The organism is Microcoleus sp. BR0-C5, assembly GCF_036705045.1.
Classification (GTDB): domain Bacteria; phylum Cyanobacteriota; class Cyanobacteriia; order Cyanobacteriales; family Microcoleaceae; genus Microcoleus.
Genome location: NZ_JAUBTR010000079.1, coordinates 1 through 21,004, shown reverse-complemented (window position 1 = coordinate 21,004; position 21,004 = coordinate 1). Strand labels below are relative to the sequence as shown.

The 21,004-nt window shown below is 45.6% G+C and carries 20 protein-coding genes; 8 read left to right on the top strand and 12 right to left on the bottom strand.

Annotation, left to right across the window (positions count from 1 at the left end; all coding sequences use genetic code 11):
- The first annotated feature begins 19 nt into the window (after positions 1–19).
- Positions 20–436, top strand: coding sequence for a XisH family protein (locus QUB08_RS26640; RefSeq protein ID WP_242717021.1), 417 nt, complete (start codon positions 20–22; stop codon positions 434–436).
- On the top strand, positions 424–756 hold the full coding sequence (locus QUB08_RS26635; RefSeq protein ID WP_333228601.1) for a XisI protein: 333 nt from the start codon (positions 424–426) through the stop codon (positions 754–756). The genes QUB08_RS26640 and QUB08_RS26635 overlap by 13 nt, the downstream gene beginning before the upstream one ends.
- Positions 757–919: 163 nt before the next feature.
- Here QUB08_RS26635 and QUB08_RS26630 read toward each other — a convergent pair whose 3' ends face one another.
- The 3 genes from QUB08_RS26630 to QUB08_RS26620 all read right to left on the bottom strand — a co-directional run bounded on the left by QUB08_RS26630 (position 920) and on the right by QUB08_RS26620 (position 6,032).
- Positions 920–1,141, bottom strand: coding sequence for a hypothetical protein (locus QUB08_RS26630; protein WP_333228599.1), 222 nt, complete (start codon positions 1,139–1,141; stop codon positions 920–922).
- Positions 1,142–1,160: 19 nt separating this feature from the next.
- The gene (locus QUB08_RS26625; RefSeq protein WP_333228597.1) at positions 1,161–5,714 is read right to left on the bottom strand and encodes a WD40 domain-containing protein; all 4,554 of its coding nucleotides are present in this window, start codon (positions 5,712–5,714) and stop codon (positions 1,161–1,163) included.
- A 102-nt stretch (positions 5,715–5,816) separates the two neighbouring features.
- Positions 5,817–6,032 (bottom strand): hypothetical protein, encoded by a 216-nt coding sequence (locus QUB08_RS26620; RefSeq protein WP_333228595.1) that lies wholly within the window; start codon positions 6,030–6,032, stop codon positions 5,817–5,819.
- 461 nt (positions 6,033–6,493) lie between these two features.
- On the opposite strand from QUB08_RS26620, the gene QUB08_RS26615 reads away from it, so the two are divergent.
- The gene (locus QUB08_RS26615) at positions 6,494–6,850 is read left to right on the top strand and encodes a hypothetical protein (RefSeq protein ID WP_190740317.1); all 357 of its coding nucleotides are present in this window, start codon (positions 6,494–6,496) and stop codon (positions 6,848–6,850) included.
- Positions 6,851–6,986: 136 nt separating this feature from the next.
- Here QUB08_RS26615 and QUB08_RS26610 read toward each other — a convergent pair whose 3' ends face one another.
- From QUB08_RS26610 to QUB08_RS26600, 3 genes are all read right to left on the bottom strand, one after another.
- On the bottom strand, positions 6,987–7,955 hold the full coding sequence (locus QUB08_RS26610) for a YegS/Rv2252/BmrU family lipid kinase (RefSeq protein ID WP_333228593.1): 969 nt from the start codon (positions 7,953–7,955) through the stop codon (positions 6,987–6,989).
- A gap of 256 nt (positions 7,956–8,211) precedes the next feature.
- The gene (locus QUB08_RS26605) at positions 8,212–8,940 is read right to left on the bottom strand and encodes a DUF3891 family protein (protein ID WP_333228591.1); all 729 of its coding nucleotides are present in this window, start codon (positions 8,938–8,940) and stop codon (positions 8,212–8,214) included.
- A gap of 255 nt (positions 8,941–9,195) precedes the next feature.
- Positions 9,196–10,788, bottom strand: a complete 1,593-nt coding sequence (locus tag QUB08_RS26600) for a metallophosphoesterase (RefSeq protein WP_333228621.1) — start codon at positions 10,786–10,788, stop codon at positions 9,196–9,198.
- 494 nt (positions 10,789–11,282) lie between these two features.
- Between QUB08_RS26600 and QUB08_RS26595 the strand changes: the two genes are divergently transcribed.
- On the top strand, positions 11,283–12,476 hold the full coding sequence (locus tag QUB08_RS26595) for a DNA cytosine methyltransferase (protein ID WP_333228589.1): 1,194 nt from the start codon (positions 11,283–11,285) through the stop codon (positions 12,474–12,476).
- On the opposite strand, the gene QUB08_RS26590 is transcribed toward QUB08_RS26595, so the two are convergent.
- The 5 genes from QUB08_RS26590 to QUB08_RS26570 form a co-directional block, all read right to left on the bottom strand.
- Positions 12,439–13,170, bottom strand: coding sequence for a restriction endonuclease (locus tag QUB08_RS26590; protein WP_333228587.1), 732 nt, complete (start codon positions 13,168–13,170; stop codon positions 12,439–12,441). The two genes, QUB08_RS26595 and QUB08_RS26590, sit on opposite strands and share 38 nt — an antisense overlap.
- Positions 13,167–13,571, bottom strand: coding sequence for a helix-turn-helix transcriptional regulator (locus QUB08_RS26585; RefSeq protein WP_333228585.1), 405 nt, complete (start codon positions 13,569–13,571; stop codon positions 13,167–13,169). Before QUB08_RS26585 ends, QUB08_RS26590 begins: the two co-directional genes overlap by 4 nt.
- 155 nt (positions 13,572–13,726) lie before the next feature.
- On the bottom strand, positions 13,727–13,957 hold the full coding sequence (locus tag QUB08_RS26580) for a type II toxin-antitoxin system HicB family antitoxin (RefSeq protein ID WP_333228584.1): 231 nt from the start codon (positions 13,955–13,957) through the stop codon (positions 13,727–13,729).
- Positions 13,958–14,035: 78 nt separating this feature from the next.
- Entirely contained in the window at positions 14,036–14,833 is a 798-nt protein-coding gene (locus QUB08_RS26575; RefSeq protein ID WP_333228582.1) for a PIN domain-containing protein, read from the bottom strand.
- A 19-nt stretch (positions 14,834–14,852) separates the two neighbouring features.
- Positions 14,853–15,299: a helix-turn-helix domain-containing protein gene (locus QUB08_RS26570; protein WP_333228580.1), complete on the bottom strand. Its 447-nt coding sequence runs from the start codon at positions 15,297–15,299 to the stop codon at positions 14,853–14,855.
- A 366-nt stretch (positions 15,300–15,665) separates the two neighbouring features.
- Here QUB08_RS26570 and purB point away from each other — a divergent pair, with 366 nt between their 5' ends.
- Both purB and QUB08_RS26560 read left to right on the top strand, forming a co-directional pair.
- On the top strand, positions 15,666–16,961 hold the full coding sequence (gene purB / locus QUB08_RS26565) for an adenylosuccinate lyase (protein WP_333228619.1): 1,296 nt from the start codon (positions 15,666–15,668) through the stop codon (positions 16,959–16,961).
- Between the two features lie 300 nt (positions 16,962–17,261).
- Positions 17,262–17,987 (top strand): M15 family metallopeptidase, encoded by a 726-nt coding sequence (locus tag QUB08_RS26560; RefSeq protein WP_333228578.1) that lies wholly within the window; start codon positions 17,262–17,264, stop codon positions 17,985–17,987.
- A 73-nt stretch (positions 17,988–18,060) separates the two neighbouring features.
- On the opposite strand, the gene QUB08_RS26555 is transcribed toward QUB08_RS26560, so the two are convergent.
- Entirely contained in the window at positions 18,061–18,900 is an 840-nt protein-coding gene (locus QUB08_RS26555) for an SH3 domain-containing protein (RefSeq protein ID WP_333228576.1), read from the bottom strand.
- A gap of 245 nt (positions 18,901–19,145) precedes the next feature.
- Here QUB08_RS26555 and QUB08_RS26550 point away from each other — a divergent pair, with 245 nt between their 5' ends.
- On the top strand, positions 19,146–20,513 hold the full coding sequence (locus QUB08_RS26550; RefSeq protein WP_333228574.1) for an NACHT domain-containing protein: 1,368 nt from the start codon (positions 19,146–19,148) through the stop codon (positions 20,511–20,513).
- Positions 20,514–20,867, top strand: coding sequence for a hypothetical protein (locus QUB08_RS26545; RefSeq protein WP_333228572.1), 354 nt, complete (start codon positions 20,514–20,516; stop codon positions 20,865–20,867). It abuts the gene before it with no gap.
- The last annotated feature ends 137 nt before the right edge of the window (positions 20,868–21,004 follow it).

Here is a 21,004-nt window from a genome sequence, read left to right as displayed (position 1 = left end):
ACAACGAGTCAGTACAACCATGCCTGCTAAAGATGCCTTTCACGAAGTCGTTAAAATCGCTCTCCAGAAAGATGGATGGCAGATTACTCACGATCCATACACTTTACAGGCAGGAACTCTCGAACTTTACATCGACTTGGGTGCCGAAAAGGTGGTTGCGGCAGAAAAAGACGGACAGAAAATCGCCGTTGAAATCAAAAGCTTTATTGGCCCATCCAAAATATCCCAATTTTACACAGCTTTAGGACAATTCATTAGTTATCGAGCAGCTTTACAACAACAAGAAACTGACCGCATTTTATACCTGGCAGTACCCAGTAATGTCTACGATAGTTTTTTCACAATGGGGTTTATTCAGTCTTTAGTTCAACAAAATCAAATTCATTTGATGATTTACGATATAGAGCAAGAGGCGATCGCACAATGGCAAATGTAGATATTTATAGGCAGCACATCCAAAATCTGCTCTCCCAACACGCTAGTCTTGTTTGGGATGAGCGCATTCAGGCTCAAACTATCTTTGATGTTGAGCGCGATCATTATCAATTAGTATATGTCGGCTGGCGCAATCAGCGGCGAATTTATGGCCCGGTTTTGCACCTGGATATTATGGACAATAAAATCTGGATTCAGCAAGATGGAACCGAGGTGGGTATTGCTAACGAACTCGTAGAATTGGGAGTTCCTAAACAAGATATTATACTTGGGTTTGACGCGCCGATGATGCGGAAATTTAGTGAATTTGCGATCGGATAAGTTGTAGAATTTTTTGTATTAGATTATCGTATGAATGCGATGATATAGATTGAGATTGAGGGTAAATCCGCAGTCCGGCAAGGGTTGAAACCCCTGCCTCAAAGCGAAAGTCCTCTGAAGAGGACTAAAGAATTAATTAGTCCTCTTCAGAGGACTTTCGCTATTAGACAGGGAATTCATTCCCTGTCGGACTTGATGGAGTGACAGCCTTTGCGCGGCTGCGGATTTCTGTAAGCAATTCCAACACCTTACGCCGCCCGCTTTCAGGCTTTTCTGGTATAATCACAAAAACTTCAACCTCTTTGCCCACATATCCAGGCGGCACTTGAATTTCAAGTTTATTTCCTGCAAGAACTTTGGTTGTAATCCGTATTGCTGACTGCATAGTTACTCCTTTGCGATGATTAATTTTCTACAGCGCCTAAAGCTTTAATAGTCGTTTTTTCACATTCCGTTAAACCCGTAACCCCTGTAATATTCATGCTTTCATAAGGTCTGTCACTTTTGAATATTTTGAGGCACTCACCTGTCTCAATCTCCCAAATCATAATTGTGCCATCCCGATTGCAAGTAGCAATCAATTTACCATCAGAATTGAAGGCAACTGAGTTAATTCTACTGGTATGACATTGCAAAATTTTTAGACATTCACCTGTACGGATATCCCATAATCTTACCGTTAGATCGACACTTCCACTAACAACTATTTCACCAGAATAACTAAAGGCAACTGAACGTATCCAATCAGTATGCCCGTGAAAAATATTGAGGCATTCACCAGTATGGATATCCCATATTCTTACTGTTTGATCGATACTTCCACTGGCAAGCATTTCACCGTTCGGGCTAAAGGCGATCGCGCGTGCCCAACCGGTATGCCCCTGAAAGATTTGGAGGCATTCACCAGTATGGATATCCCACAGCCTCACCGTTCCGTCATAACCTGTACTGGCAAATACCTCGCCCAAAGGACTGAAGGCAACCGAGTATAATGAACTGTTATGCCCTTGCGAGGTTTTGAGGCATTCACCACTGCGGATATCCCACAGCCTCACCGTTTGGTCATAACTACCACTGGCAAGTATTTCACCCGAAGGACTAAAGGCGATCGACCGTACTTCTTTTCCACTCTCTGGCAAAGTATGGAGGCATTCACCACTGCTAATATCCCACAGCCTCAGCATTTGGTCATAACTTCCGCTAGCAAGTATTTCACCGTTTGGATGGAAGGCAACTAAATGTACCCGATCGAGATGTCCGTGCAAGATTTGGAGGCATTCACCACTGCTGACATCCCACAGCCTGACTGTTTGTTCGTCATCGCCGCTGGCAAGAATTTCACCGTTTGGACTGAAGGCGATCGACCTGACTTGAGTGCTATGCCCTTGCAGCGTATTCAAGCATTCACCGCTGTCGATCGCCCACAGTCTCAACGTTTGATCGTAACTACCGCTAACAAGTATTTCACCCACAGGATGGAAGGCAACTGACCCTACTCCATCGTTATGGCCTTGCAAAGTATTCAAGCATTCACCAGTGCGGATATCCCACAGTTTTGCTGTTTGATCGTAACTTCCACTTGCGAGTATTTCGCCATTGGGACTGAAGGCTACTGACCGTACTTGATCTAAATGTCCCTCCAAAGTTTTCAGACATTCACCGCTACCGATATTCCACATCTTCACTGTTTTGTCGCCGCTTCCACTAGCAAGTATTTCACCAGCAGAATGGAAAGCAACTGAAAACACGTTTTTAGTATGACCTTGCAAAGTTTTGAGACATTCACCGCTACCGATATTCCACAGCCTCACTGTTTTGTCGCCGCTTCCACTGGCAAGCATCTCACCAGCAGGATGGAAAGCAATTGAAAATACAACTTTAGTATGGTCTTGCAAAGTTTTGAGGCATTCACCCCTGCGGATATCCCATAACCTTACCGTGCGATCGAAACTGCCACTAGCGAGTATATTTCCCTCATGATTGAAGGTGACAAACATTACTGATTCGCTATGTCCCTGCAACACTTTTAAACATTCACCAGTATTGACATCCCATAACTTGATTGTTTTGTCATAGCTCGCGCTAGCAAGTATCTCGCCGTCTGGACTGAAGGCGACAGACTCCACCACGTTGGTATGTCCTTTACAGGTCAATATTTCTCTGCCACTGCTAGCTTCCCACAAGCGAACTACGCCATCACTATCACCTGTAGCTAACAGTTTGCCATCAGGACTAAATATTACTGACCGAACACTGCCGAAGATTTTAGTAAAAGCAGAATTAGCCAAATTCGCTTCAGCCAAATTGACGTGGCGCAGCGTCGCATTTGTAAAATCTGCACCTAAAATAACTGCACTAGAGAGGTCTTTACCTTCTAAAGCAGTCTTGTCCTTTTTTAATAACAGCGTCGCCGCATTTCCTCCCACATAACCTACTTCACTTTCAGTTTTACCCCGTGTTGCTTCTATAATTTCGAGTAGGGGCGACTTCTCTAAAGCCCCCCTTGTTAAGGGGGGTTGGGGGGATCTCTCCTGGCTAGCATCGTCACGATCCCCCCCGGCCCCCCTTAACAAGGAGGGAGAAATTGCATCCAACATCGGCAACAACAAATCCATCACAGCTTTAGTCAGTGGCGCTTGTCCGAAACTCTGAAGAAGTTGACCTAAATCTTCAGCAAAAAATCCCTTTAAAGGCGCGATAAGTTCGTTGTTATTTCTCTTCTGAGCCTGAATCTGACAATAATTAGACCAGGTGTACGATTGAGGCGCTGCATCAGGATTGACACAAGACTGTTCGGGCGCAACTAATTCGGTAAAATCTGCGACCAAAACTCCCAATTCTGCTGCAAATTTATAAGCGACAAAAAACTCTAATAACGAACGGTGCGCCGGAGTATAATCCCCATCTGCATTGCGGATTAGCATCGTTTGACCCATCATGTCGTAGTGCCAGTGGTCTAAGTCTTTTTCCTCTTGGACGACGGAACCAAACAGGCTGCGAATGCGATCGGGAAAACTGCGATAATTGATACTCATTTGGTCGGTAGACAGCATTTCCCAAGACAGTTCGCACAAAAAGTAAAGCTTATCTGCTAAAGAAGTAAAGGTGCGTTCTGCTTTGATATCTCTCTCTATCTTCCGCCGCACCGCATACAGATAGATCCGCGACATATCGACTGGTTTTCCTGCTTCAATATCGGGCAATGCTTCCAAAATTAACTCGGTCATCACCGGGCGACGCGCTAAATCCAATAACTGCGGGTTTCCCATGACTTTTTTCACAGTCGCCGCCTCTGTTTGAAATGACAGCGCTTGCTCAATTTGCTCGTCGTTAAATTTCTCTAATTCTAAGACTTCAAATTGGGGAGTTTCGCCTGTTAAAATGGTTGTTGACGCTTGCAGTTCTGCATTGAACAATGCCCGTCCTTCCTTGCCTTCAGGAAAGTGTTCGGTACGGCAAGTGAGGATGACTTTTGCGCCGGGAACGACGGCTTTTGCTAGTTCCCAGAAGTTGTTGATGGTTTCTTGCCGATCGCACTTAGCGGCCATTTCATCAAAACCATCGAAAATTAGCAGAAATTTACCCATGCGATTGAGTTGTTCAAAGGCAGAATAACCCGCCAAAGGTATCTCGTGTTTCCGAAAGAAAAACTCGGAAAATAGCGACTCGATGCTAACTGCTTTCGCGTAATCTCGCAAAGGAATTACTAACGGCAAACGCGGACGTTCTAAGCCCCGCTTTTGAGCCTCTCGATAGCGTTGCAGTGCCATCCAAGCATAGTGCATCGCAAACCAACTTTTGCCGGTTCCAAATTCTCCTAAAACTGAAATATGTTCTTTTACTGGGTCATTCAACCACAGGTCAATATAACCTTCAATCCAGCCATCTCGCCCGTCATAATGACTCACGCCTATCTTGCGGTGAGTATCGGGGTCAATTTCTTCTTTCGTACAGGCTAGCGGCACATATTTGGTATCAATTTCTCGGCTGGTAATTTCAGTTTCCAGCCAATCCAGATAAGCCGTAAAATCGGCATCTTGGTCGAGCAATTCATCAAACGTATAGCAAGCTAAATCGCGATTTTCATCTTTTTCTACTTCATCCCGCGCGGCGCGACTGATGCGGCGGGCGGTGACTAACCATCCTTCATCGGTGCGCTGTTTTTCCACGGAATCGCGCAAGGCTGAGATATCCCTGAGTCCGGCTTCTCCGGCAATTCCGCGCACTAAAATGCGATCGTACCGATTGCGTCTGACGGGGACATTGATAATCCATTCAAAATAGTTATCTTCCGAGATTTGATATGGCTCAAACTTATAACTTAATGTTTCAAACCACCCGCGAACTTGTTGCGATAAAATAAAAGCTTGAGACTTTTGAATATTAGTTGATGCTGCGGCTGCGGGAAGTGCCAGATAATCTTCGGTTTCTAAGCGTGCAAATTCGGTGCGAATTCCTTCGATAGTGGGGAGGCGTTCGATGCGATCCATTACCAGAGATAGGCGTTTTTGCAAAGAGGCGATCGCATTTCCCACCATCACATCTCCCAGCGTTCGCGTCCGCTTTGCTACTTCCATAAACACGGCGGCAAATGCCATGAATTCCCGTCTGGGGTCAATACCTAAATTCCGAATTTCTTTGCCTAAAGCACTCTCATTCAGATATTCATCGCCTGCTTTAATTAAAATGGCTGGGCTATCGGACTCGAAGGCTTGGCGAAATGCTGATTCAATCTCTTTTTGGCGAAACAGTTCTAAAATCTGCTTGGGTTTGCCAGCGCCGTATTCTACTAAAGTATAAACATACACTCCGCTAAAATCTGCGGGCGGAGCATCGGGGTCGAGGTTAAATTTTTTTAAGATTTTGATGACTGTTTCGTTGCGCTGAAGCTTGTCTTTGATGGAAGCTATGGGAAGTGTAGTCAGGAGACTGATAACTAAGTCGAGACTAATTAACATGATTTAGGCTTTCCTGTTTTTCCGTGGAAGTAATGCTCAAATCTAGAATCGGTAGGCTGTGTCCCTGAACTGCGCTGCGGGCGATCGCAAACTGCTCTATTTTTATGTTAACCCATCAGCCAACTGTCGCGCACTGACAGTCCGAAATTCGCACAGTCCGAGATTTGCCATATTCCGACTGTAATCTAACAGTCCGAGATTTGCCATATTCCGACTGTAATCTAACAATCCGAGATTTGCCATATTCCGACTGTAATCTAACAATCCGAGATTTGCCATATTCCGACAGTCCGACAGGGGTTTCAACCCCTGTCTCATAGCAAAAGTCCTCTAAAGAGGACTATGGAATCATATTTTATTAGTAATTTGATTCTACTAGGTATTATCTTGATATGCACTAACATTATTTGCGAACTTTTTACCCAGAAATAGGATGATTTTCAATAAATTATTCAGTCCTCTTAAGGGGACTTTCGCTATGAGGCGGGGGTTTCAACCCTACCGGACTGTCGGATTATGCGAATATTTCAACCCCTACCGGACTGTCGGATTATGCGAATATTTTAACCTCTGCCGGACTGTCGGATTATGCGAATATTTTAACCCCTACCGGAACGTGGAAATATCGTCAAATATATTACCATTTTTTACTAAGCATGACCACTAAAATGCTGAGAAGAAACCGACATATATTGTAGTAATAATAGCTCTCAAATTATTGTCATAGCATGGTTATAAAAGTTAAAATATAGATAACTAACAAATAAAACTTGCTATCTATGAAAATACAATCTTCTGTCTTAGTCCACCTGGGATTTGGCAAATATGTACGCTCCGATCGAGTAACAGCAGTAATACCAATTGAAGAAGAACGGGGACCGGGCCGGCGCACTTTCGTACACGTAGACGGCGAAGCAGACCCGATCGTTGCTTCCCGCGCTGAAGATACAATTGTTCGCGATTTGGTGCAGGAACCGCGCGAAATAACTCAAGCTCGGCAGCAACAAGAAATCTTGCAAGATTTGCTGGCAGATTTGAGCAATGTTAACGTCACCGTACGCCGCATCAGCCGCGATGAAGGCGGACTCGACCTCGAACGTTTGGAGCGCCGCATTCGCCAAATTTTAGAAGCATAAAAATGAAAGACCGCCCGGGCGGTCTTAAGGTATGTTGTTGCGCTTCAGCGCTCTTTCAAATATCATACAAGAGCGCTAAAGCGCAACAACGTACCTAAAAAGTAGCCCCATGTTGTGCCAGTTGCCTAAGTCCTGTTTAAGTTAAGGGTTTAATTGTAATTTCGATGTCCGCTAAACCGGTGAGTTTTTCCACCACGGGCTCTTCTTCAACTCGCGGTACAAAAATAGTTAAACCTCCGGGAACGCACTCAATAGAAACCGGAGTCATGCCGATGATTTCCCCGTCTAAAACCACTTTTTGAGGCGGATCGGTAGTAATTTTTACTTTTTTTGCCCGCAAATAACCGATGTCGTCGCGATCGGTAGGATTGCCGCTCAAAGCTGTTTGCAATAGATGATAAGAAGCTGCGATCGCCCCAGCTTTATTCTGAGGCGCCACCAGCGTCACGTCCAGCAAGCCGTCATCAAAAACAATCCCCGCCGGGCCTTGAGCTAAAATCGAAGTAGGCGGCGCTGCATTCGCCACTGTTACGGCCACAGCAGTAAGGCTGATAATTCTATCTTCGGTTTCGATTTCCGCTTCAAATCTTTCTAAATTGTTTAACTGTTTAATTCCCGACAAAATGTAAGCCAGCATTCCCCAGCGATTCTTCATTTCGCGATCGGCTAGTTCGACAGTTTCTGCCTCAAAACCCACTCCCGCTAACAAAACCATCGGCATTTCACCGTTGCAAATCGCTGCATCCACCACCCGCGTCAACCCTCCAAAAATAGTGGCGCAAGCGGTTTCAATTGTATTCGGAATATCTAAAGCATTAGCAAAAGCATTAGCCGTTCCCCGCGAAATAATTCCTAAAGGAATATTTGTGCCGACAATCGCCCCAGCAACTGCGGATAATGTGCCGTCGCCCCCGCAAGCAATAATTTCCTCAACTCCTCTATCAACTGCTTCGCGGGCGATTTGATCTGCGTCCAATTCGGGGGTTGTCAGCCGAATGTCTAAGTCAATAAAAGGCTCTAAAAGTTCCTGAATTCTAGCTAAGTCTTGGTCTGGGTCAGTGTTGCCGGCGACGGGATTGAAAATTAGACAAGCTGAACGTTTCATAGTTGGTAATAGGTAATAGGTAATAGGTAACGTTTGTATCGAAGTTTCGATCCCCCTAAATCCCCCTTAATAAGGGGAGTAGGGGTTGACTTTGAGTGTTCTTGTCCACCCCCTACTCCCCCTTATTAAGGGGGGTTAGGGGGGATCAAGACTCAACTATAACCCTTATTTAGACATGGTTTTAACATTAAGTTAACACAAATGCCATGCCCGCTAAACTTCGACAACAACCCTCACCTATTTTTCAAAGGTTTAGTTAAGACTTGACAAAAGTCCACTCTAAGACTTCGCGGGGAGCTTTGTGCAGCGCTTCCTTAATTTCCTCGTTGCTGTCAAACTTGACTTGATTCAAATTGCACGCTTCGACGTTCACCGTAAACTTATCTTCTTCAAAAGGCCAAGGAGTTACAGTTACGAGTTCGTTGCTGTGCTGTACAATATCGTAGCGCTTACCGTCCGGGCCGACACTAATTTCTAAAGCTCGTTCTCCGGCGGGTAACTCGCGGCTGCAAAGAATTAATGATAGCCGATCGCACCACTGGAAAAAAGCATAAGCTGCCTTAGCATCTTCCTCAGAAATATTCAACTCTTTTTGCCATTTTTTTTGATTTTCCAGTTGTTCGTCCAAAAATTCGTCGAGTTCCTTCGACTCTCCCCGCTTTCCTTCATTGAGATAGCTCATGTGCATAGAAATCAGCATTGCTACCCACCTACCGCGATATAGGGAATTCTCCGTCATGGCTTTAATTTTAGGCAGAGAAGTTTCCGTCTGCAACGTAAAATCAAAGGGCGCGCCCGCTTCAGTCAAAATATTTTCTTCCCACTCTTTCTCCAAGTCGTCGTGATGCGAAATCGCGGCTATGGTTTCGTAGAGGCGAACCGGAGATTTCGAGCGCTTCCACTGTCCGCCAAGTTGGGCGGCGAGCAAAGCGTGGGCCCGGTGGTAAATAATTTCCCAGCCGGTGGCGGTTAAGTTAGCAATCATTGAGTTTTTCTCCTGAATTAAGTTGAGTGCAAAGATGAGACGAGCAATTGCATTAATCTTTGATTAATAGATCGATCGCAGATTAACGCAGATTAACGCAGATTAACGCAGATAATTTCCTGTTATGGCGATCGAATGAATGCAATGCGAGTCTATTGAAGTTTTCCGGGTTTGAGAGAGAATCTTGAGAGTTTCAAGCTGAGGAATTAAGCCGTTTGCTGCGACAAAACCTGATCGTGACGGCAACTTCATTCGTTAAATTACAAAAGGTTTGATCGAGATATCCTGCCATTTCCCCTCAAATCTTTCGACAACCATAGGTCGGATGCGGAATTTGGGGGGACACCCATCAAGAACATCAATCCGCAAACACGAATAAGGACGGCGTTTGTGGGAACCTTGACCGCTGCGGCCGACAAATAGCAAAGATTCGGCTATCCGCCGGCTGGCTGTTTCGGAACCAGACTGCCGCGCCAAGCGATAAGCTTCAGGACTCAATGCTTCCTCCAACATCGGCCCTTCCGGGCGCTGGCGGCGGAGACTGTGGCCGCTTCCCCCGCAGACAAGCCAATTAATCCCAGAGTCGCCGTGTCCGGTATCCCCAGTCCGCAGGTATTCCAAACAGTGGGCGTGGCCAGTCAGCACCAAATCTACTAGCGGACGACCTCGCGCTACTTCCCCAACTGCATCGGCCACCCCGTCGAGCACCTCGCGCAATCGCAACCGCACCGCCAAAGTTTGAGCTTGATTCCACTTTGTCGCCTCGGTCACGTAGGGGGGATGGTGCAGGTAAATTACCCGCCCCCGCACCTCGGAATCGCACCAAGAGTTAATCAGCCTTTTTTTGAGCCATTCGAGCTGTTCAACGTCCGTGGCGGCTGTTTTGTGGGACGACAGTTGTTTGTCAATATCCATCAACATTTCGTCAACTTGCTCTAACTTGGCGGCTAAGTCGTCTAGCTGTTCGTCTTCCTCGGGAATTTGGGGGTTGAGCCGATCGCACATTTCGAGCATTGCCAATTTTTCTTGTTCCAACTTCTGGCGATCGAGTTCCAAATCCTGGCGGCGAATGTCGCCCTGTTTGGTTTTCGGGATCGGTAATGGTTCGTTGAAGGTGTTGGAGTCGAGGGCAAAGAAGTCGATGCCGCCACTGCGGAAGGTGTAGTAGCGGTTGGGTAAGCGGGTAAAGCGTCCGGGTTGGTAACGGATGCAGCGGCCTGTGCTGGTGCTGGCGGTGTAGTGGGTGTCTAGGTGGCGATCGAGATCTCCCGGCATTTTGTGAGCTTGCAGGTAGTCGAGAAACGCTTTGGCGTAGGCATTTCCGCGATCGGAACCGTGCCAGCCGACATCGAGATCCAACTTGGAACCCAACAGCCGGCGCAGTGGAAAAGCTGTCGCCGACAGAATGCCGTAGACTATCGGCAAGTCGTAATAGTCGTGGTTTCCCGGTACGGGCAAAAACGGAAAGTTAAACACCATGCGATCGTAAGCAATCCGAGAGGGATGCTCGCCGCCGACTATAAATTCTCGGTAGGGGCGAATAAAGTTTTGCAAGTAATATTCGCTGGAACCGACGAGATAAACTACATCGCCCGTGTGGAGGACGAAACGGCAAGTTTCCCGCTCGGAGACCATCTGTTCGGCAATCTGCCGCTGGGGATTGTAGCCGCGGTGATTGCCCGTGCCGCTATCGCCTACGACTAAAAATGAAAACTCTGGAGAGTCTGTGGTTTGAGTTTCTAAAACTATCCGAGTTTGGTCGATTCCCCGATCGACGATCGACTGTTCTTGCCACCGCACCCGCTCTTTCATTTTGCGGATTTTGACTGTTATTCGCGGGTCGGACACGAATTTCAATTCACCTCTTCTCCCAAATTGCTGAGTTCCTAGTTAATCATAGTGTAGCGATCGGGCGAGTTTTTACATCTCTCTAAAAGCTGAAAATCGAGGCGGGGGTACTCAGAAACCGGGTTTTGGACGAGAATACAGCGTTACAACTGACATATTGTCCCATTCTCAATAAGCTTTTTAGGAACAGGCATCTTGCCTGTTCCACAAGAAAATTCACTCTTTGTGGAACAGGCATCTTGCCTGTTCTTGAGAATGGTGCAACATCTCAGTTACAACTCACATCTTGTCGCATTCTCAATAAGCCTTTTATGGGCGGGATCTCGGGCCCACTCCACAAGAAAATTGACTCTTTGTGGAACAGGTCGTCGGGCCTTTTAAGCGAAAATGGTGCAATATGTGAGACGATCGCACTCTCCGACTCCAAGCGCGATCGAACCCTACACCTGCCCCAAGTGGGCAACATCAGATAGAACGCAGTAAAAAAATATAAAATGGAAGCAATACAACTGTCTTTATTCTCAAATGACTCAGAACCAATTCCTGTCAAAAAGCAGAAGAAAGCAAAATTAGGGCGTTACGAACGCATCCAACGCGAACTAGAAGCAAATGACTGCGACCCCTACAAGATATTCATTGATGTTGAATCTCAGTCACTGCCAAAATCAGACTATACATTTGTCGATCTTTTTTGCGGTGCGGGCGGCATGACCCAAGGTTTATTGCAAGCAGGTTTTCGACCAGTAGCAAGTGTTGAAATTAATCCCATCGCCTCGGCAACTCATACAAAAAACTTTCCAGATTGCCATCACTTGTGCGACGATATAAAAAACTTAAGTCCCCAAAAGTTGCTCGCTGAAATTGGTTCGCCAGAAGTTCATGTTGTTGTAGGTGGGCCGCCGTGTCAAGGCTTCTCAGTTGCAGGAAAACGCGACCCCAACGACCCTCGAAATCGCCTATTTAGAGAGTTTGTCCGCATTGTCTCTGAAATACGTCCTTGGTATGTTGTCATGGAAAACGTACCCGGAATATTGACTATACAGAAAGGGGCTGTTCAGCAAGCTATTTGCGAGGCTTTTGAGGAAATTGGCTATCCCCACGTTTCCGTTGCGGTGCTGGAATCAGCCGCCTATGGAGTTCCGCAAATTAGGCCAAGAGCTATTTTTATTGCCAATAGATTTGGGATGCCAAATCCCTATCCGAAGCCGCAATTGTTGCCCGAAAAATACAAAGCGATTGAGTCAGCAATTGATGATTTACCAGAGTATACTCGCATACCAGAAATTAATCACGAGTGGACTCGCCATTCTGCTGAGTATATGGAAAGACTTGCTAAAGTTCCGCCTGGAGGTTCTTTGTACGAAAGCTATGCAGATGCTTTCAAGCGACAGTATCCGGGAAAACCGAGTATGACTGTTAAAGAAAATCACGGTGGCACTCATATTCATCCTTATCTGAATCGCGTTATTTCAGCCCGTGAAATGGCTAGATTGCAAACTTTCCCGGACTCATTTATTTTTGAAGGTTCGATGAAAAAGGCAATGTGGCAAATTGGTAATGCTGTGCCACCGCGCTTAGCAGAGTGTATTGGCTTTGCACTTGTTCCCTACTTGACTGATATTGCTTTGAACAAATCTAGCAAAATTACTCTTAACCGTCGGAAGCAGATTCAGCTAGTTTTTGATTGAGAGCTTTTCTCCAAGTTTCAAAATCATACCAGCCACATCCCACGCAGCCTTCCTCAGCTTCTGCACCGCGCTGATGTATGGAAGGCCAGTCTTCCCCTCTTTCATACCAAAAGGTGATACCGAAAGGTTTGCCCCTTTTTCCTATTGTGATGCAGCGTTCGCAACTTCGAGATTTTAGAAGATTGTGATTGCCTGACGCATCCTTCTTGAGCAACTGAAATTTTTTCTTTATTTCAGATTCGCTCATAGATGTCAGGTGTGGTGGCTCATTTTCTCCCCAGCGTTCCATCGGGAATCTATGGTCAATTACTAATTCATGGGCTGCTCGTTTCCTCTGTTCGATTACATCTGTATAAGCTGAAACTTCGAGTATTCTTTGTACTAGAGAAGCGGGTATGTTAGCAGCAGAATTTGCTGATTTAATTTCTCCTGTCCACAAATCGCCCAAACGTGTTGCCTGACAAGTTTGACAGTATCTCTTTTCTGTTACAATAACCAGACCGGGGCGCTTCCTTGTGCCGCGCTGCAATCCCTGAATTCCGCCACCGCCAGCATATTGAGCTGATGCTATCTGTTTGCCTTCGCACTCCCGACAGTGCCATTTTTGGTCTGAGAGGAGATTAAAGACTTTGAATTGAGTTGAGTCTTGTTTTAATTGAGCTTTAATTGTGCTTGCTAAATCTTGATTGTTCACTCTACGTTTTCCGCTTCTATTTCTAGATTTTCGAGAAGATTGGAAACTGTTGTGTCCAAGCCGGTAGCTAGACTTGCAATTGCGGTGATGGACGGATTCCTGACTCCGCGTTCTACTCCAGATATATAGGTGCGGTCTAAATTAGCCCGCATTCCCAGCTCCTCTTGCGAAATTCCCAACGCTGTCCTGCGTTGCTTTACGAGATGACCTAAAGCACGCAGAATCTTCTGTTTCGATCGACTCATCTCCCAATTTTCAGTCTCTGCGGACGATCGGTCTACGGACGATGTGTCACATATCTGAAAAGTTCGATCGCCCCAAATTCCCCATCCCGACTGAAGACGGAGGCCTCGCAGAGGTACAATAGTAAAGTAGGGTGCGTTATCAGCGGAGTACGGCATCTTGAAAAATACTGCGATCGCTCCTCACTTACTTCACCAACAAAGGAGGCGATCGCACTTATTTTACCAGTCATCCAACTAACTCAAGGGACGCGATCGCTCAGTAAAAATGAAATAGTATGCGTTTGGATTGATAATCCTTGGTATTAACAACTTTACGCAATCTGCAATCGTTTCCCCAATGTCTGAGGTTCTGGTAGAGGTTTACCATCTTCTTGATAGAGTTCAATCAATGTTTCTAACAATTCTTGTCCGTGTTTTGCCGCTTCTTCGTAAGTGTGTCCGTGAGTGCAAGGCTGCATGACATCGGTAAACTCAGGCCAACTGACAACAAAAAGTCGATCTTCTTCTGACCACTGGATGATGAGACTGTAAGGGCTATTCATTCTTCTATTTCCTTGAGCTTCTGCACATCGGTTATTTTAATCAGCTTGTTGCTCCTAAACCCTATTTATTGTTAATTCTCAATCCCAGCTTTGAGCAAATATGTTTAATGCTTTGATATCCTCTGATGAGATATTCCCCTCAATTTCCTGATTCTGAAATCGCAGAATTTCACCTCTACCATCTTTCGCAGTAATTGTAAGCGTCTCTTCTTGCTGCCAAATACGATACCGCTCTCCCTCAAGAAATTTACCGCCTTCGGGTATTTGTCTGCCGTAGTTCCTTAAGACTGTTTCCGCAGTTTGCACAATATCTAGACTATATTCATATAACAAAATATCACTAGCAAATTTGGGCATACCTGCTTTTTTTTCCAAAAATTCAAGTAATTCCGCAACAGTCTTCGGAGGTTTTTTGTACCTTTCCGACTGTTGCCGTAATAATCTAACTATTAAGTCCGGGTATTCGTCAAATAGATCGCTCATAAACTCATCAGGTGACAGCGATTTGATGTTCCAAGGAGCTAAATCCTTTTCTTTGAAATCCGCGAGATTGCTGGTAACAATGACATCAGCATTTGCTGTTACAGCAGTAGCAAGAACATGACGGTCTTTAGGGTCATTTTTCATGATTTGCTCTAAGCCGACAGGTACTTCAATTATTGCTTCGGGAAAGGCTGCATTGATTTCCGCTTCAAGATTGATTGCTTTCTCCTGGCATAATATCCCTTGGCGGACAAGGTTGCTCATTGCTTCATCAAGGATTTTCTGCGACCAATACGGTAAATACAGACCAGCCTCGGCGGTGGAAAGCAGAGTATCGCGCAGATACATAGGAAACAGGACACAAGCATCGAGGACAACACTAAGCTTAGACATATTAATGTTGGAATTATTTCTATGCCTCGTACAAACCAGCTTCTTCGGTCATCTCGATTAGCCGATCCAAGTGTTTGCGACGTTTGTTGTCTCGATGTTCTTTATATAAAGTTAAATCCTCCAAACGAATACGTCTATGCTTTCCTACTTTGATACAAGGAATTTCTCCCTGGTCTAGTAACTTGACCAGAAATGGTCGGGATACATTCAGAATATCAGCAGCTTCTTGTGTTGTCAGTTCGTGATTGTGAGGTACTAGAGAGATAGCTTTACCTGATGCCATTGCACGCACGATCAGACGCAAAATGCTGTAGACTGATTCAGGAATTACTATCTCTTCTCCGTTACTTCCGACTAATTTTGGTTGTGCAAATTCGTGGCTGAGAATCCGATCTAGTTTTGCTATTTCTTCTTGTTTTTGTTCGGGAATCAAAACTGACTCAAGCGATGCTTTTTGGTTCAACATAATTAATCTCTTTTTTGATGTGATTGTTTTTGAAGCACAGAGTCAATATGGTGGTAAAATTTGGTATAATCAGCGGTTTAAACCGCTGATTATACCAGACCCCGTTTTATTGGTCAGCAGACAGAATCTGCGATCGCGGAAAACCTGTGCAGCCATTGCTGGAAGCGTATGTAAGTATTGGGCCGGCATATACTTGGTTGTTTCCTTCACGATAACACTTACCGTGCCATAAACGCAATATCCGAAACAAACGAAATATTCAAATTCCCCAAAGGGATAGTTCGATCGCCCGAAATTCCTCCTTCCGACTGAAGACGGATGCTTCGCAGATGTACAATAAGACGATCGCATTCCCCAACTCCCACCGTGATAGAGCGCTACACTTTGCCCGAAATGGGCAACATCTGGACTGAAACCGCCAAGCTTAAAACCTGGCTGCAAGTAGAAATCGCCGTCTGCGAAGCTCAAGCCGAACTCGGCTACATCCCCGCCGCCGCAGTCGAAGAAATCAAAGCTAAGGCTAATTTTGACCCCAAACGAGTCCTCGAAATTGAAGCCGAAGTCCGCCACGACATGATCGCCTTCTTGACAAATGTCAACGAATATGTAGGCGATGCCGGCCGCTACATTCACCTCGGTTTAACCAGTTCCGATGTCCTCGATACCGCTTTGGCGCTGCAATTAGTCGCTAGCGTCAATATCTTGTTAGAACGTGTCGAAGAATTGAGTCAAGCTATTCGCTATCAGGCTCAACAACATCGCAATACTGTCATGGTTGGCCGATCGCACGGAATTCACGCCGAACCCATCACCTTTGGCTTTAAACTAGCAGGATGGCTGGCAGAAGTGTTTCGCAGCCGCGCCCGATTGGTGAATTTGCGATCGTCCATTGCAGTCGGCAAAATCTCCGGTGCAGTCGGAACCTATGCTAATATTGACCCGCGAATTGAAGCGATCGCCTGTCAAAACCTCGGACTCGAACCCGATTGTGCATCGACTCAAGTCATTTCGCGCGATCGACACGCCGAATATGTCCAAACCTTAGCACTCTTAGCAGCATCGATCGAGCGTTTTGCAGTAGAAATCCGCAACCTGCAACGCACCGACGTTCTCGAAGTCGAAGAATTCTTTTCCAAAGGGCAAAAAGGCTCATCCGCCATGCCCCACAAACGCAACCCGATTCGATCGGAAAGACTCACAGGGATGGCGAGAATCGTCCGCGCCAACGCCGTCGCAGCCTTAGAAAACGTAGCGCTTTGGCACGAACGAGACATCTCTCACAGTTCCGTAGAACGGATGATTTTGCCCGATAGTTCTACAGTAACTCACTTCATGTTAGTAGAAACCACAGACTTAGTAAAACACCTGCTAGTCTATCCCGAAAACATGAAGCAAAACATGAACCTTTACGGCGGAGTCATCTTCAGCCAGCGCGTGATGTTAGCCTTAGTAGAAAAAGGCACGAGTCGCGAAGACGCATACAAAATTGTGCAATCTTGTGCTCACGAAGCTTGGAACAAACCGGGCGGCAATTTCTACAATTTAATTGCTAAGGACGATCGGGTAACAGCTAAGATGACCACCAAAGAAATTGATGATTGTTTCGATCCGCAGTATCAATTGAGGCACTTAGATTTAGTGTATCAGCGCTTGGGAATTTGAGGACAATTAACAATTAAATCAGACCGATCATTTTCGTGCTTGTCGGACAGTCGGACAGTCGGACAGTCCGCCGGGGGTTAAAACCCCCGTCTCATAGCGAAAGTCGGTTAAAACCGACTGAAAGACTCATAAAATAAAAGTTTTAGAGAAATATTTCAGTCCTCATAGCGAGGACTTTAGCTATGAGACAGGGGTTTCAACCCCTGTCGGTCTGGCGGGACGAGAGACAAGACGAAAAACGCGAAAATTCCCCAAGATAGGAAATGTAAAAACTCTATTAAATATCCACTTAACACAGCTATGAAATTAAACAGATTTACACAATATTTAATTTTATTCGCTCTAATATTACTATCTACAACCACCCTAAATTATACAAGATCGATTCGCGCCCAGGAGCCGCCACAAGTGCAAATTACCCAACCAGAACAAAACCCAGTAGTACCTGAAAGTATTTTCATGAGTCAACTTCCCCCTTCGGCACGACTGGTTGACATCCGCACCGTAAATCCCAACATTCGCCTCGATATCCGATACGCCACTACTAACAATTTCTTGAAACGAAAGCTTTACCCTATATCGAAATGCGCCTTGAGAAGTTCTGTTGCTCAACAGTTAGGGCGAGTTCAAACAGATTTGGAAAAAATCGGATTGGGGTTGAAAGTTTACGATTGCTACAGGCCTTTCTCTGTGACTAAGCAAATGTGGCAAGCTTGGCCAGATCCGCGCTATGTTGCTAATCCTGCTAGGGGTTCGCGGCACAATCGCGGTGCTGCTATAGATTTGACTTTAGTCGATCGCACCGGCAAAGAATTAGAAATGCCAACACCTTACGATGATTTTACCGAAAAAGCTCACGGAGATTATCAAGGCGGCAGCGCGGAATCTCGGAAAAATCGTCAAGTGCTTAAGAATGCGATGAAAAAACACGGATTTATCAGTATCACAACCGAATGGTGGCACTTTGATTCGGAAGATTGGCAGAAATTTGCGATTCTTGATATATCGCTTTCCGAGATTCCTTAATTCCACTATTTATTAAAAGTCGCAGATTTGAGGAAGACAAGGTACTGCTGTATCCCCACAGATGTCAGGGAAATTATCGCAATTTTACGGAAAATTCGTATTCGTATCCCCGGAAATTAGAGTCTAATTGTAATGTGTAATTGCCTGTTACTGGCACTTTTCCAGTCCACTCTGTTTCATTGCCTTGATAAGGATCTCCGGCTAAAAGTTGGCCACGAGGAGTTATAATTTGGGGAAAAACATCTTTCCGATTCCTAACAGTCATTGTTTGACCTTTTCGGGCGCGAATCCGGTAAGAGTGGCTGCCGCCGCCGATAATTCGACCTTTGACGATCGCCTCATCTCCTCCCGGCGGAAAATTAATCTGCTGGTTGACGTTAGAACAACTGCTTTCGGTGCGGTTTTTGGCAATCCAACCGGGCGGATCGGTAATTCGCAGCCAACCGTTTTGTTCTTCGGCAACTGAAACAAAGGTATTATTTTTAAGTTTTCCTACTATGTTGCTGCCCCTTACTTGCGGGATAGATCGCACATTTAGCGGTGGATTCGGATCGCTGACTACAGCCTGGGTGATTTTGCAACCGGAATTTGGCGGTGTGACAACTACTGGCTCAACTTTTGATCCAGAGACTCCTGCAACTAGCGAGGGTTGAAGTGCTGGGGTTTTGGCTGGTTGAGATTGAGATGGGGGAGATTGTGCGGCCTGGGTTTGTGCTTGCAGAGGTTCTGGTTGCCGAGATTCAGGGTTGTTCGTCGGCCCTGCAATCTGGTTTGTGGTGGATGTCGGTGATTCACCGAGGGGAGGATTGGATTGTTTCATCGCACCCGACTGTATAGTTGCAACAGCTACTCCCACCGCTGTTGCCAGTCCTGCTAAGCTTATTGTGATGATTTGACGCTTCGTAAATGACATAAAAAACCCTCTCTGTATCTATACTAATAATTTTTGTTTGGGAGTTGGGGCGATCGCCAGTTAATTTATAGTGGAAATACCTAGTGCGGGCCACAGGGTCAGGATTTTTAGATAAAATTTCAGATCCATAATTGTCGCAATAATTTGAGTCAATATATACTGGACGCCTATACTGATGGTAATCTTGCTCTGGGTTATTTGCGCGAAAATTTGCGAAGGTAAGCGTTCAGCGCGAGGTACATAAAATGTCAAAATTGATTCCTCTGAGATTACAACCGCCTCGCGATCGATTATTGGAGGAGGTGAAGCAGGAAGTCCAAGCAGGCCTCGCGCAGTCTTTGCACGCTGCTGTGCTGGCTAACCTCAGTCAAGACTCGTCCCCTGTTGGTGTTAACCGCTGTTGGGATGTGGAAGTGAAAGCGGGCAACCGTCCGAGTTTTCGGCTTCCTCCCAAAGCAAGCATTGCTAAAGTGTTCGATCGTACCGGTGGCAAATTGGTAATTTTGGGAGCCACGGGTGCAGGCAAAACTACGACGCTGCTAGAATTAGCTCGCGTGTTAATTTCCCGCGCCCAAAAAGATGCTAGTTTTCCAGTACCAGTGCTGTTTGAACTTGGATCGTGGAAAGCAGAATCCGGGGCGATCGCAGATTGGTTAATTGCTCAACTTCAGTTCAAATACCGCATCTCTCCTGCTGTCGGCAAAAAATGGCTAGCCGAACAAAAATTGCTGCCTCTCCTCGACGGCTTGGACGAAGTAGAAACCCACCGCCAAAATAGCTGCATTCAAGCAATTAATCAGTTTGTGGAAAGCGAATTTAAACCCAAACATTTAGTAGCTTGCAGCAGTTTTGAAGCTTACAAAAACTGCGATACAAGATTTCGCCTGCAAGCAGCGGTTTTATTGAAACCTTTAACAGAAACTCAAATTCAAAATTATTTGCTAGAAGCCAGAAGCCGCGAACTTTGGTACAGCATTGAGCGCGAGCCGGAGTTGTTGAAATTGGCAAAAGTTCCCTTGCTTCTGAGCATGATGGCTTTGGCTTACGACGATATTTTAATTGAAGCTTGGAAGCGCATAACTTCCGCAGAAGAACAACGCAAATATCTCTTAACTGCCTATATTCGCCACCAAATCACCGGGAAAGTCAAGCAGTATCCCAGAGGTAAGGAACTGCGGCCGGAACAAATTCGCTACTGGCTGGGATGGTTGGCCCGAAGGATGGAACAGCAAGGAATTCAAGAATTTTACCTCGATCGCATACCGTCTAGCTGGCTGCAAACAGACCAGGAACGGCGCAAGTATCAGTTTGGAGTTAAGCTGGTTGGCGGGCTGATTTGGGTGATTTTAGGATTAATTGTCAGCCTAGTCTCCGGGTCAATTTGGGGATTAATTGCGGGTGCTGCTGCTGCGGTAATTAGTGCTTTGTTGCCGGGAATTCCGGGGATTGAAAGTTTTATATTGCGCTTCGTGCTGTGGTCGAAGGGCTATATTCCTTGGGATTACAGGCGTTTTCTCGATGCTGCGAGCGATCGCTTGTTGCTGCAAAAAACTGGCGATCGGCGTTATCGATTTATCCACGATTTATTGCAAAAACATTTTTCGGAAATCTAAATGCCGGAACTTGACAAAAACAAATATAATGGATGTAACTGTGAAGGAGATTCCAATATTCGACAAGCAAAAGGAAACTCAATGACTGTAAAATTCATTCTGAGCGAATACGTTGACAAAGCAATGGCTGAGGCTATGTATGACAAACTTGAAGATCATAGCTTTGTTGGGAAAATTCCTGTTTGCAAGGGAGTCATCGCCTTTGGTTCAACTTTAAAAGAGTGTCAAAATGAGTTACGCTCAACTTTGGAAGACTGGATTTTGCTAGGGTTGAAATTGCGACATCGAATGCCCGTCATTGACAATATTGATTTAAATCAGGAGCCTAGCCTTGAGCCGTTGGACACCTTGTAAGCGTCGAGAGTTCATCCAGAAATTACAACAGCTAGGCTTTTCGGGCCCTTTTTCTGGAAGTAAGGAATGAAAATTTAATAACTTTAGCGTCTGCTAAATAGTCGGAACTGCACGATAATTCCATTTGGGTAGGTACT